At 65.0% G+C, this 26122-nt stretch carries 18 protein-coding genes; 6 read left to right on the forward strand and 12 right to left on the reverse strand.

Annotation, left to right across the window (positions count from 1 at the left end):
* Nucleotides 1-65 precede the first annotated feature (65 nt).
* Nucleotides 66-1751, forward strand: a complete 1686-nt coding sequence (locus J8I33_RS13730) for a ShlB/FhaC/HecB family hemolysin secretion/activation protein (protein WP_050012495.1) — start codon at nucleotides 66-68, stop codon at nucleotides 1749-1751.
* Nucleotides 1752-1924: 173 nt separating this feature from the next.
* Nucleotides 1925-2386 carry a DUF2147 domain-containing protein gene (locus tag J8I33_RS13735; RefSeq protein WP_209936915.1) on the forward strand — a complete coding sequence of 154 codons (462 nt, stop codon included), beginning with the start codon at nucleotides 1925-1927 and terminating at the stop codon, nucleotides 2384-2386.
* A 102-nt stretch (nucleotides 2387-2488) separates the two neighbouring features.
* Here J8I33_RS13735 and J8I33_RS13740 read toward each other — a convergent pair whose 3' ends face one another.
* The 6 genes from J8I33_RS13740 to typA form a co-directional block, all read right to left on the reverse strand.
* Entirely contained in the window at nucleotides 2489-2929 is a 441-nt protein-coding gene (locus J8I33_RS13740; protein WP_124556363.1) for a transposase, read from the reverse strand.
* Nucleotides 2930-3048: 119 nt separating this feature from the next.
* Entirely contained in the window at nucleotides 3049-4146 is a 1098-nt protein-coding gene (zapE, locus tag J8I33_RS13745; protein ID WP_027811308.1) for a cell division protein ZapE, read from the reverse strand.
* 99 nt (nucleotides 4147-4245) lie between these two features.
* Nucleotides 4246-5676: a dihydrolipoyl dehydrogenase gene (gene lpdA / locus J8I33_RS13750; protein WP_050012492.1), complete on the reverse strand. Its 1431-nt coding sequence runs from the start codon at nucleotides 5674-5676 to the stop codon at nucleotides 4246-4248.
* An 81-nt stretch (nucleotides 5677-5757) separates the two neighbouring features.
* Nucleotides 5758-7035: a 2-oxoglutarate dehydrogenase complex dihydrolipoyllysine-residue succinyltransferase gene (gene odhB / locus J8I33_RS13755; protein WP_050012491.1), complete on the reverse strand. Its 1278-nt coding sequence runs from the start codon at nucleotides 7033-7035 to the stop codon at nucleotides 5758-5760.
* Nucleotides 7036-7170: 135 nt separating this feature from the next.
* Nucleotides 7171-10035: a 2-oxoglutarate dehydrogenase E1 component gene (locus J8I33_RS13760; protein ID WP_050012490.1), complete on the reverse strand. Its 2865-nt coding sequence runs from the start codon at nucleotides 10033-10035 to the stop codon at nucleotides 7171-7173.
* A gap of 317 nt (nucleotides 10036-10352) precedes the next feature.
* The gene (gene typA / locus J8I33_RS13765) at nucleotides 10353-12179 is read right to left on the reverse strand and encodes a translational GTPase TypA (protein WP_006476159.1); all 1827 of its coding nucleotides are present in this window, start codon (nucleotides 12177-12179) and stop codon (nucleotides 10353-10355) included.
* Between the two features lie 305 nt (nucleotides 12180-12484).
* Here typA and J8I33_RS13770 point away from each other — a divergent pair, with 305 nt between their 5' ends.
* The 4 genes from J8I33_RS13770 to J8I33_RS13785 all read left to right on the forward strand — a co-directional run bounded on the left by J8I33_RS13770 (nucleotide 12485) and on the right by J8I33_RS13785 (nucleotide 17415).
* Complete coding sequence (locus tag J8I33_RS13770; RefSeq protein WP_050012489.1) at nucleotides 12485-12976, forward strand: MarR family transcriptional regulator; 492 nt, start codon at nucleotides 12485-12487, stop codon at nucleotides 12974-12976.
* A gap of 87 nt (nucleotides 12977-13063) precedes the next feature.
* On the forward strand, nucleotides 13064-14560 hold the full coding sequence (locus tag J8I33_RS13775) for an efflux transporter outer membrane subunit (RefSeq protein ID WP_050012488.1): 1497 nt from the start codon (nucleotides 13064-13066) through the stop codon (nucleotides 14558-14560).
* Nucleotides 14561-14612: 52 nt separating this feature from the next.
* Entirely contained in the window at nucleotides 14613-15827 is a 1215-nt protein-coding gene (locus J8I33_RS13780) for an HlyD family secretion protein (RefSeq protein ID WP_050012487.1), read from the forward strand.
* 28 nt (nucleotides 15828-15855) lie between these two features.
* Nucleotides 15856-17415, forward strand: coding sequence for a DHA2 family efflux MFS transporter permease subunit (locus tag J8I33_RS13785; RefSeq protein WP_050012486.1), 1560 nt, complete (start codon nucleotides 15856-15858; stop codon nucleotides 17413-17415).
* Between the two features lie 90 nt (nucleotides 17416-17505).
* On the opposite strand, the gene truB is transcribed toward J8I33_RS13785, so the two are convergent.
* From truB to rluB, 6 genes are all read right to left on the reverse strand, one after another.
* The gene (truB, locus tag J8I33_RS13790; protein WP_124593174.1) at nucleotides 17506-18438 is read right to left on the reverse strand and encodes a tRNA pseudouridine(55) synthase TruB; all 933 of its coding nucleotides are present in this window, start codon (nucleotides 18436-18438) and stop codon (nucleotides 17506-17508) included.
* Nucleotides 18439-18451: 13 nt separating this feature from the next.
* Nucleotides 18452-18850, reverse strand: coding sequence for a 30S ribosome-binding factor RbfA (gene rbfA, locus J8I33_RS13795; RefSeq protein WP_050012484.1), 399 nt, complete (start codon nucleotides 18848-18850; stop codon nucleotides 18452-18454).
* A gap of 114 nt (nucleotides 18851-18964) precedes the next feature.
* Nucleotides 18965-21883, reverse strand: a complete 2919-nt coding sequence (gene infB, locus J8I33_RS13800; RefSeq protein WP_050012483.1) for a translation initiation factor IF-2 — start codon at nucleotides 21881-21883, stop codon at nucleotides 18965-18967.
* 91 nt (nucleotides 21884-21974) lie between these two features.
* Nucleotides 21975-23450, reverse strand: a complete 1476-nt coding sequence (gene nusA / locus J8I33_RS13805) for a transcription termination factor NusA (RefSeq protein WP_006476166.1) — start codon at nucleotides 23448-23450, stop codon at nucleotides 21975-21977.
* Nucleotides 23450-23908, reverse strand: coding sequence for a ribosome maturation factor RimP (gene rimP / locus J8I33_RS13810; protein WP_006476167.1), 459 nt, complete (start codon nucleotides 23906-23908; stop codon nucleotides 23450-23452). Before rimP ends, nusA begins: the two co-directional genes overlap by 1 nt.
* A 445-nt stretch (nucleotides 23909-24353) precedes the next feature.
* Nucleotides 24354-26108, reverse strand: a complete 1755-nt coding sequence (gene rluB, locus J8I33_RS13815; RefSeq protein WP_209936923.1) for a 23S rRNA pseudouridine(2605) synthase RluB — start codon at nucleotides 26106-26108, stop codon at nucleotides 24354-24356.
* Nucleotides 26109-26122: the final 14 nt, after the last annotated feature.

Here is a 26122-nt window from a genome sequence, read left to right on the forward strand (position 1 = left end):
GACACCTGGGTGTCGCGCGCCGGCATTACAAAGAAGACGAAAAGCAAGGCCTACGAGGAAGAACAATGAAATCCAGACTCGACAGATGGATGATGCTGCTCGCCATCGCGGCAGCAGGCACGGCACAGGCGCAAACGCGCGTCGGCGGCAACCCGCTCGACTCCCTTCCCCAGATCAACGCACCGAAGACGGGCCCGAACGTCACCGTTCAGGTCGCGCCGCAGGCGCCGCAATTGCAGGAGCTGCTGTCGCGGCACCTGACGCCGAAGACGTTCCAGGTCGAAGGCGTGAAGTCGATACCGTTCGAGGAAATCACGCGCCGCTTCACACCGCTCGTCGGCAAGGACATCACGATCGGCGAGCTGATCGAAACCGCCAACGGCGTGACGAAGCTGTACCAGGAACGCGGCTACGCGCTGTCGTTCGCGTTCGTTCCCGCGCAGACGTTCGAGAACGGCGTCGTGCGCATCACGGTGGTGGAAGGCTATGTGTCGGACGTCAAGGTCACCGGCAAACCCGGCGCGATGGAACCGAAGATTCGCGCGATTGCTGCCCACATCACGGACGATCGCCCGCTGCGCCGCGCGACGTTCGAGCGTTACGTGAACACGTTCGGGCTGTTGCCGGGCCTCACGGTGAAGGCGAACGTGCCGCCGCCGCAAACCACCGACGGCGCGACGACGCTCGAACTCGCGGTCGATCGCAAGCCGTTCAACGTCAGCACGGGGATCGACTTCAACCACCCGGGCGTCCAGGGCCTCATCACCGCGACCGAAAACGGCCTCACGCGGTTCGGCGAGCAGTTGAGCATCTCGGCGCTCGCGCCGCCGGGACGCGACAAGCAGACCTACTTCGCGTTCAGCGGCGCGGTGCCGATCGGCAGCAACGGCCTCATCACGCGCCTCGATGCCAGCACGTATCGCGGCAAGCCGACCGACAACCCCGGCCTGCCGTCGTCGGTCGAGCGCACGGTCAAGAACGAGAAGCTCGGTCTTTCGGCCTCCTATCCGATCTTGCTGAACAATCAGCGTAGCCTGCTCGGTACCGTGTCTGGCTATGCGTCGCACAACGAAGACCGTTACCAGAGCAAAATCAACGGCAACAGCATCGATACGCGCTCGCAAGTCCGCGTGCTGCAGATGCAGCTCGACTACACGAGCGTCCAGCCGAAACAGGTGCAGAAGCTGAGCGTCAACGTCGCGAAGGGCTTCAACATCCTCGGCGCGTCGAAAGCGCAGGACACGACTATCGGTACGACGACGATCTCGGCGGACAGCCCGATCTCGCTGACCTTCGTTCGAACCGGCGCGACCTTCACGCAGACGAACGAATGGCCGTTCCGCATCGGCACGTCGGTGTCGCTGACCGGGCAATACAGTCCCGATTCGCTGCCGACGTCCGAGCAGATCTCGTTCGGCTCGACCCGCTATGCGCTCGGCTATCAGCCGGGTGAAACGTCGGGCGACTCGGGCTGGGGGATGTCGCTCGAAGTCAACCGCGGCTTCACGCCGGGCTGGACGTATCTGAAATCGATCACGCCGTACATCGCATACGACATGGCGCGCGTGTATCTGCACGCGGGCACGCCATCGCCGAATCGCATGTCGTCGGTCGGCATCGGCGTGCGACTCACGGACAGCCGCTACTACAGCCTCGACCTGAACGTCGCCAAACCGGTCGGCGATGCGCCGGTCGAAAGCGCGTCACGCAGCCCGCGCATCAACGCGGCGTTCTCTTATCAGCTCAACTGATCGGTCACCAAAGTCACGAACGGCCAGCGTCATGCTGGCCGTTTCGATTAGAGTCCCCTCTATCAAACGCGGCGTGCGGTTTCACGTATTCTGGCGAAGCTCGCAACATGCCCGCCCCATGCAGACGGTCGTGCGAGCGAATCGAACAGACATGCAAAACAAGGAGGATGACAATGATTCGACTGACTCGCCCGTTGCGTGCACTCGCCATCGCCGGCGCCCTGCTCGCGTGCGCAGCCCCCACGTTCGCACAAGCCGACAGCCCCATCGGCATGTGGCAAACGATCGACGACAACACCCATCAACCGAAGGCGCTCGTGCAGATCGCCGAGGACGGCGACGGAGCGCTGACGGGCAAGGTCGTCAAGGGCCTCGGCGCGAATGATACGCCCGATCGCCGCTGCACCGCATGCACGGACGAGCGCAAGGATCAGCTCATCAAGGGCATGACGATCATCAAGGCGATGAAGAAGGACGGCGACCACTGGGACGGCGGCAACATTCTCGACCCGGAGAACGGCAAGGTCTACAAGTGCAAGATGACGCTTGAAGACGGCGGCCAGAAGCTCGTGGTGCGCGGCTACATCGGCGTGTCGCTGCTGGGCCGGTCGCAGACCTGGGTGCGCCAGCAATAACGCCGTACGCGCGAATACCCGCGGCTCAATGAAAAATCGGCCTGCGACGACGTCGCCAGGCCGATTTCTTTTGGTGCACGCACAACGAAAAACCGATGGGCTTCACGCCGCGTGCTTCATCGCATCCGATGGATAGCTGCCCGGCGCACGATATGCGGGTGCCGCGTGGCTACGCGCCTCCGCCGCCTTCGATTGCGTGTGCTTGCGCATCCGCGCGGACAGCTCATTGCAGAGATTCATGCCGACGTCGCCATAGAGCTCACGCATCACGTTCATCAGCGTGCCCGTTTCGTGCCACGCCTTGAAGCGTCGATGGCATGTTTGATACGACGGGTAACGGCGCGGCATGGCCGACCATGTCGCGCCACTGTAGATCACCCAGAGCACGCCGTTCAGCACGGCGCGCGTATTGGCTAACGGCCGGCCGCGCAATTCGGTGCGCGGCTGCATTTCGGGCAGAAGCGGCGCGACGCAGCGCCATTGGTGGTCGGTCAAATCGCGATACGGGGTCATGGACATCTCCAGCCTTAATAACCATGACACCACAATATCGGCTCACCTCAACGATGAATATAAGACAAATCCGAAAATACCCTGAGATTCGCTGAATTTAACCGAAATTGACGTTTAAATGTCGCCAATTACCCGAGCCGGCAATCGGCTCAGGTCAACGACGTATCGACGATGCGGCGCGGCGTCTCGATATATTCCTTCGACTGCATCTCGACGATGCGCGAGACCGTACGCGCGAATTCGTTGGCCATCGGCCCTTCGACGTACAACGCCTCGGCCGGCACCGCCGCGGACATCAGCAGCTTGACCTTGTGGTCGTACAGCACGTCGATGAGCCACGTGAAGCGGCGCGCTTCGGACGCCATCCGCGGCGACATCTGCGGCACCTCGGACAGCACGATCGCATGGAAGCGGCTTGCCAGCTCGAGGTAATCGTTCTGCGAACGCGGGCCGCCGCACAGCGTCGCGAAATCGAACCACACGACGCCGTCCGCCTTGCGCAGCGCCTTCAGCTCGCGCTTCTCGATATGCAGGATCGGGCTCTCGTCGGGCACGGCCGCGAGCTTGCCGAATGCATGGCGTAGTTCGCGATCGGCCTCCGCGCCGAGCGGCGTGTGATACATCTTCACCTGCGCGAGCGTGCGCTGGCGATAGTCGACCCCCGCGTCGACGTTGAGCACGTCGAGCTTTTCCTTGATCAGCGCGATCGCCGGCAGCATGCGGTCGCGATGCAGGCCATCCGGATACAGGTCGTCGGGATCGTAATTGGACGTCATCACGAACTGCACGCCGTTGTTGAACAGGCGGTCGAGCAGGCGGTACAGGATCATCGCGTCGGCGATGTCCGACACGTGGAACTCGTCGAAGCAGATCAGCCGGTAACGCTTCGCGATGCGTCGTGCGAGTTCGTCGAGCGGATCGGCCTGCCCTTTCAGCTCCTCGAGCTCGCGGTGCACTTCGCGCATGAATTCGTGGAAATGCAGGCGCGTCTTGCGCTGCACGGGCACCACCGCGTAGAAGCTGTCCATCAGGAAGCTCTTGCCACGGCCGACACCGCCCCACATGTAGACGCCGCGCGGGAGATCCGGGTGATTGATGAGCTTCTTGAACGCGTTCGAGCGGCGCGCCTTGTAGTCGACCCATTCGTCGAAACAGCGCTGCAGGCGATCGACGGCCGCGCGCTGAGCGGGATCGGACTGATAGCCGCGCGTGGTCAGTTCGCGCGTGTAGTATTCGGTGACGTTCATCAGGGCAAACCGGAAAAAACAAAGGCGAGCGGGAAAACCCGCCCGCCCTCGTCATGAGACGGTTGCGCCAGCCGGTGGCCGGCCGGCGCTATACCGCGCTCAGCTGTTCAGCGAGCGCTTGTCGACCGCGAGCGCCGCTTCGCGCATCACTTCCGACATCGACGGGTGCGGATGGCAGATGCGGGCGATGTCTTCCGACGCCGCCTTGAACTCCATCGCCACCACGGCTTCCGCGATCAGGTCCGACGCGTTCGCCGCGATCACATGCACGCCGAGCAGTTCGTCGGTCTTCGCGTCCGCGATCATCTTCACGAAACCGTCCGGCGCGTTCATGCCGAGCGCGCGGCCGTTGATCGAGAACGGGAACTTGCCCGACTTGATCTCGCGGCCTTCGGCCTTCAGCTGCTGCTCCGTCTTGCCGACCCATGCGATTTCCGGGTACGTGTAGATCACCCAAGGAATGCAGTTGTAGTCGATGTGCGGCTTCTGGCCGTCGATCACTTCCGCGACCAGCACGCCTTCGTCTTCCGCCTTGTGCGCGAGCATCGGGCCGCGCACCACGTCACCGATCGCGTACACGTTCGGCACCGCCGTGCGGCAGTGGTCGTCCACGTCGATGAAGCCGCGCTCGTTGGCCTTCAGGCCGATGGCCTCGAGGCCGAGGTTGTCGGTGTTCGGCACGCGGCCGACCGACACGATCAGGCGGTCGGCGTCGAGCGTCTGCGCGTTGCCGTCCTTGTCCGTGTACGCGATCGACACGCCGTCGGCGCTCGTCTTCACGTCGCCGATCTTCACGCCGAGATGGATGTCGAGGCCCTGCTTCTTGAACAGCTTCGCCGCTTCCTTCGCGAGCGCTTCGTCGGCTGCGCCGAGGAACGCCGGCAGCGCTTCGAGCACCGTCACTTCGGCACCCAGGCGACGCCACACCGAGCCGAGCTCGAGGCCGATCACGCCCGCGCCGATCACGGCGAGCTTCTTCGGCACCGCGTCGAACGTCAGCGCACCTTCGTTGTCCGACACGATCTTGTTGTCGACCGGGATGTTCGGCAGGTGACGCGCCTTCGAGCCCGTCGCGATGATCACGTTCTTCGCGGTGACGACTTCGGTTTCACCCTCGCCGCTCACTTCGATCTGCACGCCGGCGTCGGTCTTGCCGGTGAACTTGCCATGGCCCTTCAGCCAAGTGATCTTGTTCTTCTTGAACAGGAACTCGATCCCGCTCGTCATCTTCTCGACGATCGCGTCCTTGCGGCCGAGCATCTTCGCGACGTCGATCTTCACGCCGTCGACCGTGATGCCGTGGTCGGCCAGGTGATGCGACGTGTTCTCGAACTCTTCCGACGACGCGAGCAGCGCCTTCGACGGGATGCAGCCGACGTTCAGGCAAGTGCCGCCGAGCTTCAGCGCGCCGGCCGGGTTCTTCCACTTCTCGATACAGGCAACGGTCTTGCCGAGCTGCGCGGCGCGAATCGCGGCGATGTAGCCGCCGGGGCCGGCGCCGATCACGACGACGTCAAATTCCTTGGACATGACAATCCTTTCTACTTGTACGCCCGTGGGTTCGCGCTCGGGCGCGAACCCACGGAACGGATCGATGCGGTGAGACTCGGCTTACAGGTCGAGCAGCAGGCGTGCCGGATCTTCCAGCGCATCCTTCATCGCGACGAGCGACAGCACGGCTTCGCGGCCGTCGATGATGCGGTGGTCGTACGACAGCGCGAGGTAGTTGATCGGGCGGATCACGATCTGGCCGTTTTCGACGACCGGACGCTCCTTCGTCGCGTGCACGCCGAGGATGGCCGACTGCGGCGGGTTGATGATCGGGGTCGACAGCATCGAGCCGAACACGCCGCCGTTCGAGATCGAGAACGTACCGCCCGTCATTTCCTCGATCGACAGCTTGCCGTCCTTCGCCTTCTGGCCGAATTCGGCGATCTTCTTCTCGATCTCGGCGAGGCTCAGCTGATCCGCGTTGCGCAGGATCGGCACGACCAGGCCGCGCGGCGAACCGACCGCGATACCGATGTCGAAGTAGCCGTGATAGACGATGTCGTTACCGTCGATCGACGCGTTCACGAGCGGGAACTTCTTCAGCGCATGCACGGCCGCCTTCACGAAGAACGACATGAAGCCGAGCTTCACGCCGTGTTCCTTCTCGAACTTGTCCTTGTACTTGTTACGCAGCTCCATGACCGGCGCCATGTTCACTTCGTTGAACGTCGTCAGGATCGCGTTGGTCTGCTGCGATTCGAGCAGACGCTCGGCGATACGCGCACGCAGGCGCGACATCGGCACGCGCTGTTCCGGACGGTCGTTCAGCCAGGTCGCTGCCGACGCCGGCACCTTCACTTCCGGCAGCGCCGGCTTCGCGGCGGCGGTCTTCGCCGGTGCGGCGGCCGGAGCCGCCTTCGGTGCGCTGCCTGCTGCCAGCGCGTCGCCCTTCGTGACGCGGCCGTCGCGGCCCGACCCTGCGACGTCGCCCGTCGACAGGCCCTTCTCGGCCAGCAGCTTCGCGGCGGCCGGCGATGCGGCGGCCGAGCTCGATGCGGTCGCGGCAGCCGGCTGGGCGGCCGGCGCGGCTGCTGCAGGCGCGGCGGCCGGCTTGACTTCGGCGGCGCCTGCCGCTGCTTCGGCAGCACCTGCCTTCGCTTCGGTGTCGATCGTCGCGATGATCTGGTCGGCGACCACCGTGTCACCGTCGTTCTGCAGCACTTGCGCGAGCACGCCCGCTGCCGGCGCCGGCACTTCGAGGACGACCTTGTCGGTCTCGAGTTCGATCAGGATTTCGTCCTGCGCGACTGCTTCGCCCGGCTTCTTCTTCCACTGCAGCATGGTGGCTTCCGACACCGACTCCGACAGCTGGGGGACTTTGACTTCTACGATAGCCATGTGATTTTCCTGGATGCTTAATCTGGGGTGTGACGAGGTTCGTGCGATTCCTTCGGCCGGTGCGGCGCGCGACGCGCGCGGGGGCCAAAAGGGACGGGAAAGCGCCGCGCGCCTTCCCGTGTCGCTTGACGTCGGTTATTTCGCGATCGATGCGCTCTTCAGGCGGCCGAATGCCCCTTCGATCAGGGCCTTCTGCTGCTCGTAGTGCTTCGCGTAGTAGCCAACCGCCGGCGAGGCCGAAGCCGGACGGCCGCTGTATGCCAGCTTCTGCCCTTCCTTCATGCCTTCCTTCAGGTGGTGCTCGACGTAGAACCAGGGGCCCTGGTTCTGCGGCTCGTCCTGCACCCAGACCACTTCAGTCGCGTTCTCGTACTTCTTCATTTCGGCTTCGAACTGCTTGTGCGCGAACGGATACAGCTGCTCGATACGGATGATCGCGACGTCGTTCGCCTTCGCTTCACGGCGATGCGCGACGAGGTCGTAATACACGCGGCCCGAGCATGCCAGCACGCGCTTGACCTTCTTCGCGTCGATGCCGCCGTCGGTTTCGCCCAGCACCGGCTGGAACGAACCCTTCGCCAGTTCCGACAGATCCGACACCGCTTCCTTGTGGCGCAGCAGCGACTTCGGCGTGGCGACGATCAGCGGCTTGCGGAACAGACGGATCATCTGACGACGCAGCAGGTGGAAGATCTGCGCCGGCGTCGTCGGCTGGACGACCTGCATGTTGTGGTCGGCACACAGTTGCAGGAAACGCTCGATACGCGTGGACGAGTGTTCCGGACCCTGGCCTTCGTAGCCGTGCGGCAGCAGCATCGTGAGACCGGACACGCGGCCCCACTTCACTTCGCCCGACGAGATGAACTGGTCGATCACGACCTGCGCGCCGTTGACGAAGTCGCCGAACTGCGCTTCCCACAGCACGAGCGTGTTCGGCTCGGCGGTCGAGTAACCGTATTCGAATCCCAGCACCGCTTCTTCCGACAGCACCGAGTCGATCACCGTGAACTTCGCCTGACCGTCGGCGATGTTCTGCAGCGGCACGTACGTGCCGTCGTTCCAGCGCTCGCGGTTCTGGTCGTGCAGCACCGCGTGACGGTGCGTGAACGTGCCGCGGCCCGAGTCCTGGCCCGTCAGGCGCACCGAGTAGCCCGATGCGACGAGCGACGCGAACGCGAGGTGTTCGCCCATGCCCCAGTCGAGCGGCTGGTCGCCGCGCGCCATGTTGCGGCGGTCGTTGATCACGCGCTCGACGAGCGGGTGAACCTTGAAGTTTTCCGGGACCGTGGTGATGCGTTCGCCCAGGCGCTTCAGTTCGGCGAGCGGCACGGCCGTGTCGGCTGCATCCGTCCACTTGCGGTTCAGGAACGGAACCCAGTCGACCGCGTACTTGCTCTTGTAGTTCGACAGGACCGGATCGACGGTGTGGTGACCGTCGTCCATCGCCTTGCGGTACGCCTTCACGTAGTTGTCGGCGTCTTCCGCGGTGATCACGCCCTGCTGCACGAGCTTCTCGGCGTACAGCGCACGGGTGCCCGGGTGCTGCGCGATCTTCTTGTACATCAGCGGCTGCGTGACCGCCGGCGTGTCCTGCTCGTTGTGACCCAGCTTGCGGAAGCAGACAATGTCGATCACGACATCCTTGTGGAACTGCATCCGGTAGTCGATCGCGATCTGGATCGCGAGCACGACGGCTTCCGGATCGTCGCCGTTCACGTGCAGCACCGGCGCTTCGATCATCTTGACGACGTCGGTGCAGTACAGCGTCGAGCGCGCGTCGCGCGGGTCGGACGTCGTGAAGCCGATCTGGTTGTTGATGACGATGTGCAGCGTGCCGTGCGTGCCGTAACCGCGCGTCTGCGCGAGGTTCAGCGTTTCCATCACGACGCCCTGGCCGGCGAAGGCCGCGTCGCCGTGGATCTGCACCGGCAGCACCTGCAGGCCGTCTTCGTCGCCGCGACGGTCCATCCGCGCCTTCGCGGAACCTTCGACCACCGGGTTCACGATTTCGAGGTGCGACGGGTTGAACGCGAGCGACAGGTGGACCGGGCCGCCTTCCGTCGACACGTCCGACGAGAAGCCCTTGTGGTATTTCACGTCACCGGCCGGCAGGTCGTCGACGTGCTTGCCTTCGAATTCGGCGAACAGGTCGGCCGGCATCTTGCCCAGCGTGTTGACCAGCACGTTCAGACGGCCGCGGTGAGCCATGCCGATGATGATTTCCTGCACGCCGCTCTTGCCCGCGTGCTGGACGACTTCGTCCATCGCCGCGATGAAGCTTTCGCCGCCTTCGAGCGAGAAGCGCTTCTGGCCGACGTACTTGGTGTGCAGGTAGCGCTCGAGGCCTTCGGCGGCCGTCAGGCGATTCAGGATGTGCTTCTTCTTGTCGACCGAGAAAGCCGGCGTCGCGCGGGTCGATTCCAGGCGCTCCTGCCACCAGCGCTTCTGTTCCGGGTCGCTGATGTACATGTACTCGGCGCCGATCGTGCCGCAGTACGTGTCGCGCAGGCCCTTGACGATGTCGCGCAGCGAAGCCTGGTCGAAACCGAAGTACAGGTTGCTTGCGCTGTACGTCTGGTCGAGGTCGCCTTCGGAGAAGTCGTAGAACGCGGGTTCGAGTTCCGGAATGGCCGGACGTTCGCGACGCTTCAGCGGATCGAGGTTGGCCCATTGCGAGCCAAGGAAGCGGTAGGCGCTGATCAGCGACTGGACGTGCACCTGCTTGCGCGCGGTTGCCAGATTGCTGGTGCTTTCGCGCGGGATGAAGGCATTGGCCTTCGCGCGCTCGGCGAACGATTCGACGATCGGGAAGTGAGCGACGTCATTGGCGTTGGAGCCGTCCGTCGCGGGCACGTTCTGCAGCGCGTCGAAATACTCTCGCCAGTTCTCCGGCACCGACGCCGGATTGTTGAGGTATGCATCGTACAGTTCTTCAACGTACGAAGCATTGCCGCCGAACAGATAGGAGTTCAGCTGAAACTGCTTCATTACATCTGACATTTTACGCTCACCTTTCTTCGAGCTTCTCGAGAAATAGCGGGTTACTCAACCTTCCGCGACACGGCCTGACCGTTTAGCGGATTGCGAATCAAGTCTTGCTTGGAAGGACCTAAAACTTGCGTGCGCGCAGCATATCACAGAACCGATACCGGAGTTCACGGTGAAATGTGCCCGAAAGCACCGCGTGGCGGGGTTTTGCCGGATTGCCGCGACCCGCCGGAACAGTGTTTTGCAGGCACTCCGGTTGCGCGATGCGCGAATGCAAAAAAGGCTGCCCGAAGGCAGCCTCTTTCGTCGTGCGCGGGAACAGTCGATGCTTAGTCGACCGCGCCTTCGCGGCTCGCGCGGCGACGCTCGTGCTCCTTCAGGAAGCGCTTGCGCAGGCGGATCGACTGCGGCGTCACTTCGACGAGCTCGTCGTCGTCGATGAATTCGACCGCGTATTCCAGCGACATCTGGACCGGCGGTACCAGACGCACGGCTTCGTCGGTACCCGACGCGCGCACGTTGGTCAGCTGCTTGCCCTTGATCGGGTTCACGACGAGGTCGTTGTCGCGGCTGTGGATGCCGATGATCATGCCCTCATACAGCGCGTCGCCCGGCTTCACGAACATGCGGCCGCGATCCTGCAGCTTCCACAGTGCGTAGGCCACGGCCGCGCCGTCGTCCTGCGAGATCAGCACGCCGTTGCGGCGCTCGAACACCGAGCCGTCCTTGACCGGTGCGTACGAGTCGAAGATGTGGCTCATCAGGCCCGTGCCGCGCGTGAGCGTCAGGAATTCGCTCTGGAAGCCGATCAGGCCGCGTGCCGAGATCTTGTATTCCAGGCGCGTACGGCCGCGGCCGTCCGACGCCATGTCGAGCATTTCGCCCTTGCGGCGGCCGAGCTCTTCCATCACGCCGCCCTGGTGCTCGTCCTCGACGTCGACCGTCAGCAGCTCGTACGGCTCGTGACGCACGCCGTCGATTTCCTGCATCACGACGCGCGGACGCGACACGGCCAGCTCGTAGCCTTCGCGGCGCATGTTCTCGACGAGAATCGTCAGGTGCAGCTCGCCGCGGCCCGACACTTCGAACACCGTTTCGTCGCCGGTATCCTTCACGCGCAGCGCGACGTTGTGGTTCAGTTCCTTCATCAGACGGTCGCGGATCTGGCGGCTCGTCACGAACTTGCCTTCGCGGCCGGCGAGCGGCGACGAGTTGACGAGGAAGTTCATCGTCAGCGTCGGTTCGTCGACGGTGATCATCGGCAGCGCTTCCGGCGTGTCGACCGCGCAGATCGTCGCGCCGATGCCGACGTCTTCGATCCCGTTGATCAGCACGATGTCGCCCGCTTCGGCCGATTCGACCTGCACGCGCTCCAGGCCCTTGAACGACAGCACCTGATTGATCTTGCGGTTCAGCACGTCGCCTTCCGGGCCGAAGCGCATCACGACCGGCTGGCCCGGCTTGATCCGGCCGCGCGTGATGCGGCCGACGCCGATCCGGCCGACGTACGTCGAATAGTCGAGCGACGTGATCTGGAGCTGCAGCGGCGCTTCCGGATCGGCCGGGCGAACCGGCACGTGCTCGAGGATCGCCTCGAACAGCGGGCGCATGTCGCCTTCGCGCGCGGCCGGGTCGAGCGACGCATAGCCGTTCAGGCCCGACGCGTAGACGATCGGGAAATCGAGCTGCTCTTCGGTCGCGCCGAGCTTGTCGAACAGGTCGAAGGTCTGGTTGATCACCCAGTCGATCCGCGCGCCCGGACGGTCGATCTTGTTGACGACGACGATCGGCTTCAGGCCGAGCGCGAGCGCCTTCTTCGTGACGAAGCGCGTCTGCGGCATCGGGCCCTCGACCGCGTCGACGAGCAGCAGCACCGAGTCGACCATCGACAGCACGCGCTCGACTTCGCCGCCGAAGTCCGCGTGCCCCGGGGTGTCGACGATGTTGACGTGCGTGCCTTCGTATTCGACCGCGCAGTTCTTCGCGAGAATCGTGATCCCGCGCTCTTTTTCGATGTCGTTCGAGTCCATCACCCGCTCCGCAATCTGCTGGTTGTCGCGGAAGGTGCCGGACTGGCGGAGCAGCTGGTCGACGAGCGTGGTCTTGCCGTGGTCGACGTGGGCGATGATGGCGATATTGCGAAGGGCGCGGGTCATAGAAACCTGGAAATCGTTTGAACGCGCAAACGCGCGCGCTCGTTTTTCACGGGGCGCGCGCGTTGCAGCTTGGAGAGCCTCAAATTATAGCACGTGTGCGTGTCGGCAGCTGTCCCGCGCGTTGCAACGCAGCAAAACAGGCTGCGCCAATCCGCTTCGCCCCACCGCGCCCGGACGAAAAACCTTATCGAGACAAGGGATTCTCGCCGTGCCGAGCACGCGCTTAGCCGTTCGATTAACATTTGCCGCGGCAAGCAATTGTGCCTATACTGCTGCCTAGTCAACTATTGCAGCTTCAGGGTTTTATGTCGGATTCTCCTACCCCACCGCCCGTTTCGCCGTTGTCCACGTATCAGATGAACGACAGCGTCGGCTATCTGATGTCGCGCGTGAAGTCCGTGATGACCAACCTCGTCACGCAGCGCACGCAGGAAGAGCTCGGCATCACCGGCACGCAGGCGAGCATGCTGTTCATGATCGCGGTCGGCAAGTGCTCGACGGCCGCCGAACTGGCGCGCGAATACGGGATCGACGCAAGCGCGGTCACGCGCCTGCTCGACCGGGTCGAGAAACGCGGCCTGCTGTCGCGCGTGCGCAGCATCGAGGACCGGCGCGTCGTGCGCCTCGAACTCACCGACGAAGGCCGTGCGCTAGCCGAACGGCTGCCGCCCATTTTTCGCAGCGTGCTCGACCAGGTGCTGGACGGGTTTACGCCGGAAGAAGTCGGGTTCCTGAAGAGCATGCTGCGCCGCATTCTCAGCAACTATTGCGAGACGGCCGGCGGCAGCGTCACGTAATAGTTGCCATAACAATTACTTTTGACAGATTAATGTAAGGAAATCCTTGCAGTGTCCATCATTCATTCCGAGTCAGGGGTTAGCGCGATGAAAACCTCCCCGTTGTCCGTGCGCGCCGGGTCGTGCCGCGCCGCCGTCGCCGCCGCGGTCGCCGCGCTGGCGCTGGCGGGCTGCGCGAATTACATCGGCATCAAGAGCGACAAGCAGATCGCCCCCGCGTCGCAATTCGAATCCGCCCAGAGCCTGCCGGCCCAGGGCGGCCAGTGGCCGGCGCTCGACTGGGCGAGCCAGTTCGGCGATCCGCAACTGCCGAAGCTGATCGACGAAGCGCTGCAGGGCAACCCGTCGATCGCGCAGGCGCAGGCACGCATCGCGAAGGCGTCGTCGTACATCGAATCGTCCCGCTCGAACCTGATGCCGAAGGCCGAAGCCAGCTATTCGTGGACGCGCGAGCTGTATTCGTCGAACGCACTGTTCCCGCCTCCGTACGGCGGCCAGTGGTACAGCGAGAACAACGCGCTCGCGAGCGCGTCGTGGGAACTCGACCTGTGGGGCAAGAACCGCGAACGCCTGCACACGGCCGTGTCGCAGGAAAAGGCCGCCGAAGCCGACATGCAGCAGGCGCGCATCACGCTCGCGTCGTCGGTCGCGCGCACCTACAACTCGCTCGCGCAGCTCTATGCGCTGCGCGACATCGCGCAGCGCGAGATCAGCAACCGCGAGACGGTCGGCAAGATCACCGACGGCCGCGTATCGGCCGGCCTCGACACCAACGTCGAACGCCAGACGGCCCGCGGCAACATCGCGACGACGCAGGCTTCGCTGTCGGACCTCGACGGCCAGATCACGACGGTGCGCTACCAGCTCGCCGCGCTGCTCGGCAAGGGCCCGGATCGCGGGCTGCAGATCGCGGCGCCCGTGATGAACCCGAGCGGCGACGTCACGCTGCCCGGCAACCTGCCGGCCGATCTCGTGTCGCGCCGCCCCGACATCGTCGCCGCGCGCTGGCAGGTCGAAGCCGCGATGCACGACGTGAAGGAAGCGAAGGCCGAGTTCTACCCCGACGTGAACCTCGCGGCCGGCTTCGGCTTCGATGCATTCGGCTGGGGCAAATTCCTGAATTTCGCGAGCCGCCAGGCGCAGTTCGGCCCGGCGATCCACCTGCCGATCTTCGATGCCGGCGCGCTGCGCGCCCAGCTCAAGGGCCGCTACGCCGATTTCGACCTGTCGGTCGCGAACTACAACCAGACGCTGATCAGCGCGCTGAACGACGTCGCGACGCAGGTCGCGTCGATCCGCGCGGTCGATCGCCAGATGGGCGACGCCCAACGTGCGCTCGACGCATCGACGCGCGCGTACGATCTCGCGGTCATCCGCTACAAGGCCGGCCTGTCGCCGCAACTGCAGGTGCTGACGGCGGACAGCAACCGCCTCGCATCGGAGCAGACGGTGACCAACCTGAAGATGCGTCGCCGCGACATGCAGCTCGCGCTGATCAAGGCGCTCGGCGGCGGGTTCGACGCGACGGGCACGCCGCTCGCCGCGCCCGATGCGGCCACGCCGACCAAACAAGCCGCCAACTGAGCCGGCGCCACCACTACGCAGACACTCGAAATAACGGACGGAGAAAATCGCCATGAGCGACCAACAAAACGCCGCCAGCGCGCAGCCGCAGAACAACGGCAAGCGCAAACGAATGATGACGCTGCTCGTCGCGGTCATCGTGATCGCGGCCATCGCATACGGCCTGTACTACTTCCTCGTCGCCCGCTTCCATGAAGACACCGACGATGCGTACGTGAACGGCAACGTCGTGCAGATCACGCCGCAGGTCACCGGCACCGTGATCGCCGTGAAGGCGGACGACACGCAAACGGTCAAGGCCGGCGACCCGCTCGTCGTGCTCGACCCGGCCGATTCGCAGGTCGCGCTGCAGCAGGCGGAAGCCAACCTCGCGCAGACGGTGCGCCAGGTGCGCGGCCTGTTCGTCAACGACGACCAGTACCGCGCACAAGTCGCGCTGCGCCAGTCCGACCTGTCGAAGGCACAGGACGACCTGCGTCGCCGCCTCGCCGTCGCGCAGACGGGCGCCGTGTCGCAGGAAGAAATCTCGCACGCCCGCGACGCGGTGAAGGCCGCGCAGGCATCGGTCGACGCCGCCCAGCAGCAGCTCGCATCGAATCGCGCATTGACCGCGAACACGACGATCGCATCGCACCCGAACGTGATGGCCGCCGCCGCGAAGGTGCGCGACGCATACCTCGCGAACGCGCGTAACGTGCTGCCGGCGCCGGTCACCGGCTACGTCGCAAAGCGCTCGGTGCAGGTCGGCCAGCGCGTATCGCCCGGCAACCCGCTGATGTCGGTGGTGCCGCTCAATGCCGTGTGGGTCGACGCGAACTTCAAGGAAGTCCAGTTGAAGCACATGCGCATCGGCCAGCCGGTCGAGATGACGGCCGACATCTACGGTTCGTCGGTCACGTACCACGGCAAGGTCGTCGGCTTCTCGGCCGGCACGGGCTCGGCGTTCTCGCTGCTGCCGGCGCAGAACGCGACCGGCAACTGGATCAAGGTCGTGCAGCGCCTGCCGGTGCGTATCGAGCTCGACCCGAAGGATCTCGACAAGCATCCGCTGCGCATCGGCCTGTCGATGCAGGTCGACGTGGACATCAAGGACGAACGCGGCGACCAGCTCGTCAACGCGCCGAACACCGTCTACGAGACCAACGTGTTCGCGAAATACGGCGACGAAGCCGACGCCGAAATCGCGCGCATCATCGCCGAGAACGCAGGCGGCAACGCGTCGGCGCCGGTCGCGGCGAAGCAGAACGCCGCCGCGAAAATGATGTAACCGTTCCGACTCCGGAAAGACAACCGACATGGCACAGGCTCCTGTCTCCTACCCGCCCCTGCAGGGCGGGCAACTCGTGCTCGGCACGATCGCGGTGTCGCTCGCGGTGTTCATGAACGTGCTCGACACGTCCATCGCGAACGTCGCGATCCCGACCATCTCGGGCGACCTCGGCGTGTCGTCCGACCAGGGCACGTGGGTCATCACGTCGTTCGCGGTCGCCAACGCAATCTCGGTGCCGCTGACCGGCTGGCTGACCGACCGTTTCGGGCAAGTTCGCCTGTTCCTCGCGTCGATCATCCTGTTCGTCATCTCGTCATGGATGTGCGGGCTGGCGCCGAGCCTGCCATTCCTGCTCGCGTCACGCGTGCTCCAGGGTGCCGTCGCGGGCCCGATGATTCCGCTGTCGCAATCGCTGCTGCTGTCGAGCTATCCACGCGCGAAGGCGCCAATGGCGCTCGCCCTGTGGTCGATGACGACGCTGATCGCGCCGGTCGCGGGGCCGATCCTCGGCGGCTGGATCTCGGACAACTATTCGTGGCCGTGGATCTTCTACGTGAACATCCCCGTCGGCATCGCCGCCGCGCTTGCCACGTGGTCGATCTACCGTACGCGCGAATCGACGGTGCGCCGCGCGCCGATCGACGGCGTCGGCCTCGCGCTACTCGTGCTGTGGGTCGGCTCGCTGCAGATCATGCTCGACAAGGGCAAGGATCTCGACTGGTTCGCGTCGACCACGATCGTCGCGCTCGCGTTGATCGCGGTCATCTCGTTCGCGTTCTTCGTGATCTGGGAGCTGACCGCGGAACATCCGGTCGTCGACCTGTCGCTGTTCCGCATGCGCAACTTCACGGGCGGCACGATCGCGCTCGCGGTCGGCTACGGGCTCTACTTCGGCAATCTCGTGCTGCTGCCGCTGTGGCTGCAGACCCAGATCGGCTATACGGCCACCGATGCGGGGCTCGTGATGGCGCCCGTGGGGTTGTTCGCGATCCTGCTGTCGCCGCTGACCGGCAAGTTCCTGCCGCGCACCGATCCGCGCTACATCGCGACCGCCGCGTTCCTCACGTTCGCGCTGTGCTTCTGGATGCGTTCGCGCTACACGACCGGCGTCGACGAATGGTCGCTGACGCTGCCGACGCTCGTGCAGGGCATCGCGATGGCGGGCTTCTTCATCCCGCTGGTGTCGATCACGCTGTCGGGCCTGCCCGGCCACCGCATTCCGGCGGCGTCCGGCCTGTCGAACTTCGTGCGGATCATGTGCGGCGGCATCGGCACGTCGATCTTCCAGACCGCGTGGGACCACCGCAACAACTTCCACCACGCGCAGCTGGTCGAGCAGACGAATCCGTACAACCCGACGTTCAATCAGGCCGTCACTCAGATGGGCAATCTCGGGCTTACGCAGCAGCAGGCACACGGCCTGATCAACAACATGGCCACGCAGCAGGCTGCGCAGCTGGGCGTGAACGATCTGTTCTACATTTCGGCGGCGATCTTCGTGCTGCTGATCGGACTGATCTGGATCACGAAGCCCGAACGCGCGGGCGGCGGCGATGCGGGTGCGGCGGCGTCGGCCGCGCACTGAGCACCACGTTCAACGCAATGCACCCAACAAAAAACCCGGTCGATTTCGACCGGGTTTTTTGTGCCGGCGATGGCGCTTGCGCGCCTCGCATCACTCAGCCGTCACGACCAGCCGCTCCGGCGCGAGCACGCCATTCGCCTTGCGCGCCACGCCGAGCAACCGCGTTGCGTCGTACACGCGCACGCGCTCGCCCTCGCCCGCGTCGATCGGTTCGAGCGCCGACAGCGGTAGCCGCTGCCCGTGCAGAAACCGCTTCGCGCTAGCTTCGTCGAGACGCACCAGCGGAAACGTCGACAGCAGCGCATCAACCGGCTGCAGCCATGCATCGCGCGCCGATTCGGCCGCGTCCGACAGCGCGTCGAGCGTCACCGCATGCTCGAGCGTCAGCGCACCGACGCCCGTGCGACGCAGCATCGTCAAATGCGCGCCGCAACCCAGCGCTTCGCCGATATCCTCCGCCAGCGTGCGCACATACGTGCCCTTGCTGCAGGTCACGCGAAACGTCACGTCGGGCAGCTCGCACGCGAGTAGTTCGAGCAAGTGGATCGTCACGTTGCGGCCTTCCCGCTCGACGGTCTGACCTGCGCGCGCATATTCATACAGCGGCTTGCCGTCGCGCTTGAGCGCCGAATACATCGGCGGCACCTGCACGATGTCGCCGGTGAAGCGCACGAGCGCGGCTTCCACCGCCGCCCGATCGCATTCGACCGGCCGCGTGTCGATCACGTCGCCTTCCGCGTCGCCGGTGGCCGTGCGCTGGCCGAGACGCATCGTCGCTTCATAGGTCTTGTCGGCGTCGAGCAAATCCTGCGAAAACTTGGTCGCTTCGCCGAAACACAACGGCAGCAGGCCCGAAGCCAGCGGATCGAGCGTGCCGGTGTGACCGGCCTTCTTCGCGAGAAGCAGGCGCTTCGCGCGAATCAGCGCATCGTTGCTGGACAGGCCGACCGGCTTGTCCAGCAGGAGAACGCCGTCCAGCACGCGCCGGGGCACGCGCGGACGTTGGGGTGCTGCATTCGTCATAGGCCCGTCGAGCTCAGTCGTCCTTGGCAGGCGCGTCGGCCTCGTCGTCGTCCTTCGCGCGGGTCGAGTTCGCTTCCTTGATCAGGCGCGACATTTCGACGGCCTTCTCGATCGTCTGGTCGTAATGGAAATGCAGCGTCGGCACCGTATGAATGTGCAGGCGCTTGAACAGCAGGTTGTGCAGGTGACCCGACGCATGGTTCAGCGCCTCCTGCGTCTTGTCCGGATCGCCGGTGAGCGCCGTGAAATAGACCTTCGCGTGCGCATAGTCCGGCGTGAGTTCCACGCTCTGGATGGTCACGATGCCGACGCGCGGATCCTTGACCTCGCGCATGATGAGTTCGGACAGATCGCGCTGAATCTGGTCGGCGATCTGAACGTTGCGATTGGGGGAAGTACGTTTCCTGGACATGATCGATCCGTGATCCGTTTATCAGGATGAAGCGGCGGCCGTTTTCGGCACGCCACCATGAAAATGGGCGGGACAGGCCCAAGCCTGCCCCGCCCATGAGCCGATGCGCGACGATTACAGCGTACGCGCGACTTCGGTCACTTCGAAGACTTCGAACTGGTCGCCTTCGACGATATCGTTGAAGTTCTTCACCGACATACCGCACTCGAAGCCTTGCTTCACTTCCTTCACGTCGTCCTTGAAGCGCTTCAGCGATTCGAGTTCGCCCGTGAAGATCACGACGTTGTTGCGCAGCACGCGCACCGACGACGAGCGCTTGACGATACCGTCCGTGACCATACAGCCGGCGACCGTGCCGATCTTCGGTACCTTGAAGACCTGGCGCACCTCCACCATGCCGGTGATGACTTCGCGCTTCTCCGGCGCCAGCATGCCCGACATCGCCGCCTTCACCTCATCCACTGCGTCGTAGATGATGTTGTAGTAGCGGATATCGATGCCGTTCGCCTCGGCCAGCTTGCGTGCCTGAGCATCCGCACGCGTGTTGAAGCCGATGATGACCGCCTTCGATGCCGTCGCGAGGTTGACGTCGTTTTCGCTGATGCCGCCCACCGCGCTGTGCACGATCTGCACGCGCACTTCGTCGGTCGACAGCTTGAGCAGCGACTGCACGAGCGCTTCCTGCGAACCCTGCACATCGGCCTTGATGATGAGCGGCAGGTTCTGCACTTCGCCCTCGCCCATCTGCTCGAGCATGCTTTCCAGCTTCGCGGCCTGCTGCTTCGCGAGCTTCACGTCGCGGAACTTGCCCTGACGGAACAGCGCGATTTCACGTGCCTTGCGCTCGTCCGGCAGCACGATCACTTCCTCGCCCGCACCCGGCACTTCCGACAGACCCTGGATTTCGACCGGGATCGACGGGCCGGCTTCCTTCGTCGGCTTGCCGTTCTCGTCGAGCATCGCACGGACGCGGCCGTAGGCCGTACCCGCCAGCACGATGTCGCCGCGGTTCAGCGTACCGGACTGCACGAGGATCGTCGCGACCGGGCCTTTACCCTTGTCGAGCTTCGCTTCGATCACGATGCCCTTGGCCGGCGCTTCGACCGGTGCCTTCAGTTCCAGCACTTCGGCCTGCAGCAGCACGTTCTCGAGCAGATCGTCGATACCCGCGCCGGTCTTCGCCGACACCGGCACGAACGGCGAATCGCCACCGTATTCTTCCGGCACGACGCCTTCCGCGACCAGCTCCTGCTTGACGCGATCGGGGTTCGCATCCGGCTTGTCGATCTTGTTGATCGCGACGACGATCGGCACGCCGCCCGCCTTCGCGTGGGCGATGGCTTCCTTCGTCTGCGGCATCACGCCGTCGTCGGCCGCCACCACCAGCACCACGATGTCGGTCGCCTTCGCGCCGCGTGCACGCATTGCCGTGAACGCTTCGTGACCCGGCGTATCGAGGAACGTGATGACGCCACGCGGCGTTTCGACGTGGTAAGCGCCGATGTGCTGCGTAATGCCGCCCGCTTCGCCCGCTGCAACCTTCGCGCGGCGGATGTGGTCGAGCAGCGACGTCTTGCCGTGGTCGACGTGACCCATCACCGTGACGACCGGCGGACGCGGCAGTTGCTCCGCATCGGTACCGGTTTCGCCTTCGACGAGCAGCGCTTCCGGATCGTCCAGCTTCGCGGCAACCGCGCGGTGGCCCAGTTCCTCGACGATGATCATCGCCGTTTCCTGGTCCAGCACCTGGTTGATCGTGACCATCTGGCCCATCTTCATCATCACCTTGATGACTTCGGAGGCCTTGATCGACATCTTGTGCGCGAGATCGGCAACCGACACGGTTTCCGGCACATGCACTTCGCGAACGATCGGTTCGGTCGGCGCCTGGAACGTCGAACTGTCCTGGTGACGGCCGCGACCCTTCGGGCCGCCGCGCCAGCCGCGGTCGACGCCGCCGCTCGAGTCGCCGCGCGTCTTGATGCCGCGACGCTTCGATGCGTCGTCCTGCCAGCCGCCCTTGCCTGCGCCCGGCTTCTTGTTGCGGTCGCCCGCGCCTGCCGGCGCCTGCGTGGTGGCCGGAGCCGCCGCACCCGCCGGCTTCTTCACGGCCGGACGCGCCTGTGCGCCTTCCGGCTTCGCCGGCTTGTGCAGCGTGCCCTTCGCTTCAGCCGGCTTCGGCGGCTCGACCGGCTTCGGCGGCTCGACTGCCTTGACCACGGCCTTGCGCGGCGTGTTCATCATTTCGCGGATCGCGCGTGCTTCGGCTTCTGCCGCCGCGCGACGCTTGCTGATCTCTTCCTGCTCGGCGCGCGCCTTGTCGGCTGCCTCGCGGGCAGCGTCCTCGGCCTTCTTCGCCGCTTCGCGCTGCGCCGCGCGTTCGGCGGCTGCGCGTGCTTCGTCCTGCGCGGACTGCGTCGGCGTCGCTTCCTGCTCGGCAGCAGCAGCCTGCTGCGCTGCCGCCTGCTGCTGGGCTGCGGCGGCTTCCGCCGCGGCACGCTTCGTCGCCGCTTCTTCCTCGGCGCGACGGCGCTCGGCCTCGGCCGCTTCCTCGCGGGCGCGACGTTCGGCTTCCTCGCGCTCGAGGCGCTCCTGACGCTCGCGCAGCTCCTGCGCCTGCTTCTCGAGCAGCTCGGCCTCGCGGCGCGCCTCTTCCTCGCGACGCTTCAGTTCTGCATCGTCGTCCGCTTCGGCGACCTGCGCCTGACCCTGTTCCGCGCCGTCGGCCACGTCGTCGCGCTTGACGAACGTACGCTTCTTGCGGACCTCGACCTGAATGGTGCGAGCCTTGCCCGTCGCGTCAGATTGCTTGATCTCCGACGTATGCTTGCGGGTCAGCGTGATCTTGCGCTTGTCGCCGTCGGTTGCGCCGTGCGACTTGCGCAAATGATCGAGCAGACGCGCCTTGTCCGCTTCGGACAGCGCATCGTCTTCACTCGCTTTCTGGACGCCCGCTGCCTGCAGCTGTTCGAGCAGCACACCAGCAGGCATTTTCAGTTCCGCGGCAAATTGGGCTACGTTGTTACTCGCCATTCATTCCTCTTAGTGCAAGGACCGATTCCTTGCGGTTAGCATCGGGTCAGGCCATACGGCCGCCATCAAATCAGTGCGCCATGGTCATTTCTCACTGGAACCAATGTTCACGTGCTTTCATGATCAACGCCTTAGCGGCATCCTCTTCCATTCCGGTCATGTCGACCAGTTCATCTACAGCCAGTTCGGCGAGATCGTCGCGCGTCTGCACGCCGTGTTCGGCCAGCTTCGCGAGCAGCTCCGGCGTGATGCCGTCGAGGCTCTTGAGATCCAGCGCTGCGTTCTCGACCTTTTCTTCGTTCGCGATGGCCATCGTCAACAGCGCGTCGCGTGCGCGGTTGCGCAGTTCGTGCACGGTGTCCTCGTCGAACGCCTCGATTTCGAGCATTTCGTTGAGCGGCACGTACGCGATTTCCTCGAGGCTCGTGAAGCCTTCGTCGATCAGGATGTCGGCAACTTCTTCGTCGACGTCGAGACGCGCCATGAACAGCGCACGCAGCCGGTCGCGCTCTTCGCCCTGCTTCAGCGCGGATTCGTCCGGCGTCATGATGTTGATCTGCCAGCCGGTCAGTTCGCCGGCAAGGCGCACGTTCTGACCGCTGCGGCCGATCGCGACAGCCAGTTCGTTCTCGTCGACGACGACGTCCATCGAATGCTTTTCTTCATCGACGACGATCGACTGGACGGCTGCCGGCGCGAGCGCGCCGATAACGAACTGGGCGGGATCTTCCGACCATAGCACGATGTCGATGTTTTCGCCACCGAGCTCGTTGCGCACGGCCTGCACGCGCGAACCGCGGATGCCGACGCAGGTGCCGATCGGATCGATCCGCTTGTCGTACGCGATCACGCCGATCTTCGCGCGCACGCCCGGGTCGCGGGCGGCCGCCTTGATCTCGAGCAGGCCCTGCTCGATTTCCGGCACTTCCATCTCGAACAGCTTCATCAGGAATTCGGGCGCCGTGCGCGACAGCTCGATCTGCGGGCCGCGCGCGGTGCGGTCGACCTTCGCGATGTATGCCCGCACGCGGTCGCCCACGCGCAGGTTTTCCTTCGGGATCAGCTGATCGCGGCGCAGCAGCGCCTCGACACGGCCCGATTCGACGATGAAGTTGCCCTTGTCGAGCCGCTTCACCGTACCCGTCATGATCTTTTCGCCACGCTCGAGGTAGTCGTTCAGGATCTGCTCGCGCTCCGCGTCGCGCACCTTCTGCAGGATCACCTGCTTCGCGGCCTGCGCGCCGATCCGACCGAATTCGATCGACGGAACGGGTTCCTCGACATACTCGCCGACTTCGACGTCGGGCTTCTGCTCACGTGCTTCGAACAGCAGGATCTCGCGATCCGGCTCCTGCAAGCCTGCCTCGTCGGGCACGACGAGCCAGCGACGGAAGGTTTCGTGCTCGCCGCTTTCGCGATCGATATGGACGCGGATTTCGGCGCCTTCGTCGAACAGCTTCTTGGAAGCGGACGCGAGCGCAGCCTCGAGGGCGCCCAGCACCACATCCTTGTCGACGTTTTTCTCGCGCGCCAGCGCATCCACCAGCATCAACACTTCGCGACTCATTATTTGCGGCTCCTAAAGTCAACTTGCGGAATCAGGCGGGCTTTATCGATATCGGCCAGCGTGAAATCCAGCATGGCTGCCTCGCCCTTCTTCCCCTCAAATTCCAAACCGATCGTTTCGCCATTCGGCGCGTGCAGAATGCCCCGGTACGTCTTGCGCCCGTCCAGCGGCTTTTTCAAGGTCACGGAAACTTCGCTGCCGGCGAAGCGCTCGAAGTCGGCCAGCTTCTTCAACGGGCGGTCGAGCCCCGGGGACGAGACTTCGAGCCGTTCGTAATCGATATTTTCGACCGTCAAGACGTGCTGGAGCTGACGCGTAACCTTTTCGCAATCTTCGAGCGAGATGCCGGCAGGCTGATCGATATAGATGCAAAGCATGCCGCGCCCGGTGCGCTCGAGTTCCACCAGCTCGTAGCCGAGCCCGGTGACCGTGGTTTCTATCAGTTCCGTCAGTTGCACAGTGTCCTCTCAGGTGTTCGCGCCCGCCGCTCGCGATTCACCCGCGGGCGCGCGCCTTAGCCGGCGCAGGAAGCGCTACCCGAGATGCCTAACCGTTTCAGCAAAAAAAAATGGGCGGAACGCCCATCTTCTTACTGGTGGTCGCACCTGAGCCGCACATTGAATCCGTACGCCCAGCGACTCCGCGATTATAGCGATTTTTGGCGCAAACGCCAAGCCAGCCGGTAAAAGCAGCGCGTCGGCCGCCTTTACGGACCAAAAATGCGAAATCGGGCTTGTCCGGTCGACCGGCGCATCCCGCCGCGCCGATGATCGGCATTGCCGCGGCACGCGGCATGGATACAGCCGAAGATCATCGACGCGATGCGTCGTGCCGGAAAAATCGGCCGGACGCCGATCGAACCGGCACGCCGGCGGCTCTACGCCGCCGTGCGCCAATAGACGCTTAGCGGCCGCGCGTGCGGCTGCGCTGCGGACGCTGGCCACCGCGCGCGCCGCCGCCGTTGCCGGCGCCGTCCGCACGATTGCCGTTCGGATTGCGATTGCCGCCACCCTTGCTGCCGCCGCGCTTCGGGCCGGCGCCATCGCGCTTCGGGCCCGCGCCATACGACGCGCGATTGCCGTCGACATCGCGGCCACCGCCGGTGCGATTGCCGTCGCGGCCGCCGCCTGCGCGGTTGCCATCACGGCCGCCGCCCGCGCGGTTGCCATAACCCGACGGCGCAACCGGCAGGCTGCCGTAGCCGCTCAGGCCCGGCAGACCCGGGCCGCCGCGTCGGCCACCGCCGCGACGCGGCTGGTCGAGTTGCCCGTGCGTCGTCAGCACCGGCTCGCGACTGATGAAGCCCATCGACGTCTCCATCGGGTCGGGCTGGCGACGCTCGGCCGGACCGGCACTGCCGCGCTTGCCCTTCTCCTCGGCCGGCGCCTTCAGGCCGACGGTCGCCATCAGCTTGCGCACCTGCGCGTCGTCGAGCTCTTCCCAACGACCGCGCTTCAGGCCGCGCGGCAGCGGAATCGGGCCGTGACGCGTCCGGATCAACCGACTCACCATCAGGCCGACCGCCTCGAACATCCGGCGCACTTCGCGGTTGCGGCCTTCGGCCAGCGCGACGTGATACCAGTGGTTCGTGCCTTCGCCGCCGCCATCGCGGATGCGCAGGAAATTCGCCAGGCCGTCGTCGAGCTCGACGCCGTGCAGCAGCTTCTGCCGCATCCCTTCGGCCAGCTCGCCGACGACGCGTACCGCGTACTCGCGCTCGACGCTGTAACGCGGATGCATGAAGCGGTTCGCGAGATCACCGGAGGTCGTCAGCATCAGCAGACCTTCGGTATTGAAGTCGAGGCGGCCCACCGCGAGCCATTTCGCCGTCTTCATCGGCGGCAGACGGTCGAACACCGACGGACGGCCTTCCGGATCCGCGTGGCTGACGATCTCGCCGGTCGGCTTGTGATACAGCAGCACGCGCGGCGGCTTGTTCGGCAGCTTGCGCTTGACCGGCTTGCCGTTGATCCGCACCTGGTCGGTCGGCATGATCCGCTGGCCGATGTGCGCGGGCTCGCCGTTCACCGACACGCGGCCGGCGACGATCAGCTCTTCCATTTCGCGGCGCGAACCCATGCCTGCTTCCGCCAGCACCTTGTGGAGCTTCGGCGCGTCGTCGTCCGGCGACAGCACGCGCTTGTTCGCCGGCTGGCTGCGGCCGCGGCGCAGCATCGGCGCACGCACGCCGCTGCCGCCCGCGGAGTTGTCCGCGTCGAAGGCGGGCGACGTCACGTATGCGAACAGCTCGTCCTGGGACGCATCGCTTTCCGCCGCCTTCGCCGGGCCGCCTTCAGCCTTCGCCGCACCGCGACGGCCCTGGCCGCCCTGGCCACCCTTCGGTGCGCCTTCGCGCTTGGCGGCCGGCTTGCGACCGCCCTTGGCCGCGCCTTCCTTGCGCGGCGCACGCGCCGGCTGCGCGTCGACAGCGTCGGCCGGCTGCGCATCCGCGCCCTCGGCACCCGGCTGCTCGCCTTCGGCGCCCTTCGACTTGGCCGCCGCGCGACGCCGCGCGATCAGGCTGCGCGGGCCGCGCCGCAGACCGCGGCGGGGACGCTCGTCGCCACCCGCGGCCGAAGCATCCTGCTCCGGCGCATCGTCGGCACGCGCTGCCTGCACGGCAGGCGCGGACGATTCAATATCGTGGATATCTGTCAAAACAACCTCAAAAT

Source organism: Burkholderia sp. AcTa6-5 (assembly GCF_017815075.1).
Classification (GTDB): Bacteria; Pseudomonadota; Gammaproteobacteria; order Burkholderiales; family Burkholderiaceae; genus Burkholderia; species Burkholderia sola.

Excerpts from the sequence above, each read along its gene's own strand:
- J8I33_RS13730 (WP_050012495.1), top strand. The coding sequence starts at position 66 with ATGAAATCCAGACTCGACAGATGGATGATGCTGCTCGCCATCGCGGCA.
- J8I33_RS13735 (WP_209936915.1), top strand. The coding sequence starts at position 1,925 with ATGATTCGACTGACTCGCCCGTTGCGTGCACTCGCCATCGCCGGCGCC.
- zapE (WP_027811308.1), bottom strand. The coding sequence starts at position 4,146 with ATGAACGTCACCGAATACTACACGCGCGAACTGACCACGCGCGGCTAT.
- lpdA (WP_050012492.1), bottom strand. The coding sequence starts at position 5,676 with ATGTCCAAGGAATTTGACGTCGTCGTGATCGGCGCCGGCCCCGGCGGC.
- odhB (WP_050012491.1), bottom strand. The coding sequence starts at position 7,035 with ATGGCTATCGTAGAAGTCAAAGTCCCCCAGCTGTCGGAGTCGGTGTCG.
- J8I33_RS13760 (WP_050012490.1), bottom strand. The coding sequence starts at position 10,035 with ATGTCAGATGTAATGAAGCAGTTTCAGCTGAACTCCTATCTGTTCGGC.
- typA (WP_006476159.1), bottom strand. The coding sequence starts at position 12,179 with ATGACCCGCGCCCTTCGCAATATCGCCATCATCGCCCACGTCGACCAC.
- J8I33_RS13770 (WP_050012489.1), top strand. The coding sequence starts at position 12,485 with ATGTCGGATTCTCCTACCCCACCGCCCGTTTCGCCGTTGTCCACGTAT.
- J8I33_RS13775 (WP_050012488.1), top strand. The coding sequence starts at position 13,064 with ATGAAAACCTCCCCGTTGTCCGTGCGCGCCGGGTCGTGCCGCGCCGCC.
- J8I33_RS13780 (WP_050012487.1), top strand. The coding sequence starts at position 14,613 with ATGAGCGACCAACAAAACGCCGCCAGCGCGCAGCCGCAGAACAACGGC.
- J8I33_RS13785 (WP_050012486.1), top strand. The coding sequence starts at position 15,856 with ATGGCACAGGCTCCTGTCTCCTACCCGCCCCTGCAGGGCGGGCAACTC.
- truB (WP_124593174.1), bottom strand. The coding sequence starts at position 18,438 with ATGACGAATGCAGCACCCCAACGTCCGCGCGTGCCCCGGCGCGTGCTG.
- rbfA (WP_050012484.1), bottom strand. The coding sequence starts at position 18,850 with ATGTCCAGGAAACGTACTTCCCCCAATCGCAACGTTCAGATCGCCGAC.
- infB (WP_050012483.1), bottom strand. The coding sequence starts at position 21,883 with ATGGCGAGTAACAACGTAGCCCAATTTGCCGCGGAACTGAAAATGCCT.
- nusA (WP_006476166.1), bottom strand. The coding sequence starts at position 23,450 with ATGAGTCGCGAAGTGTTGATGCTGGTGGATGCGCTGGCGCGCGAGAAA.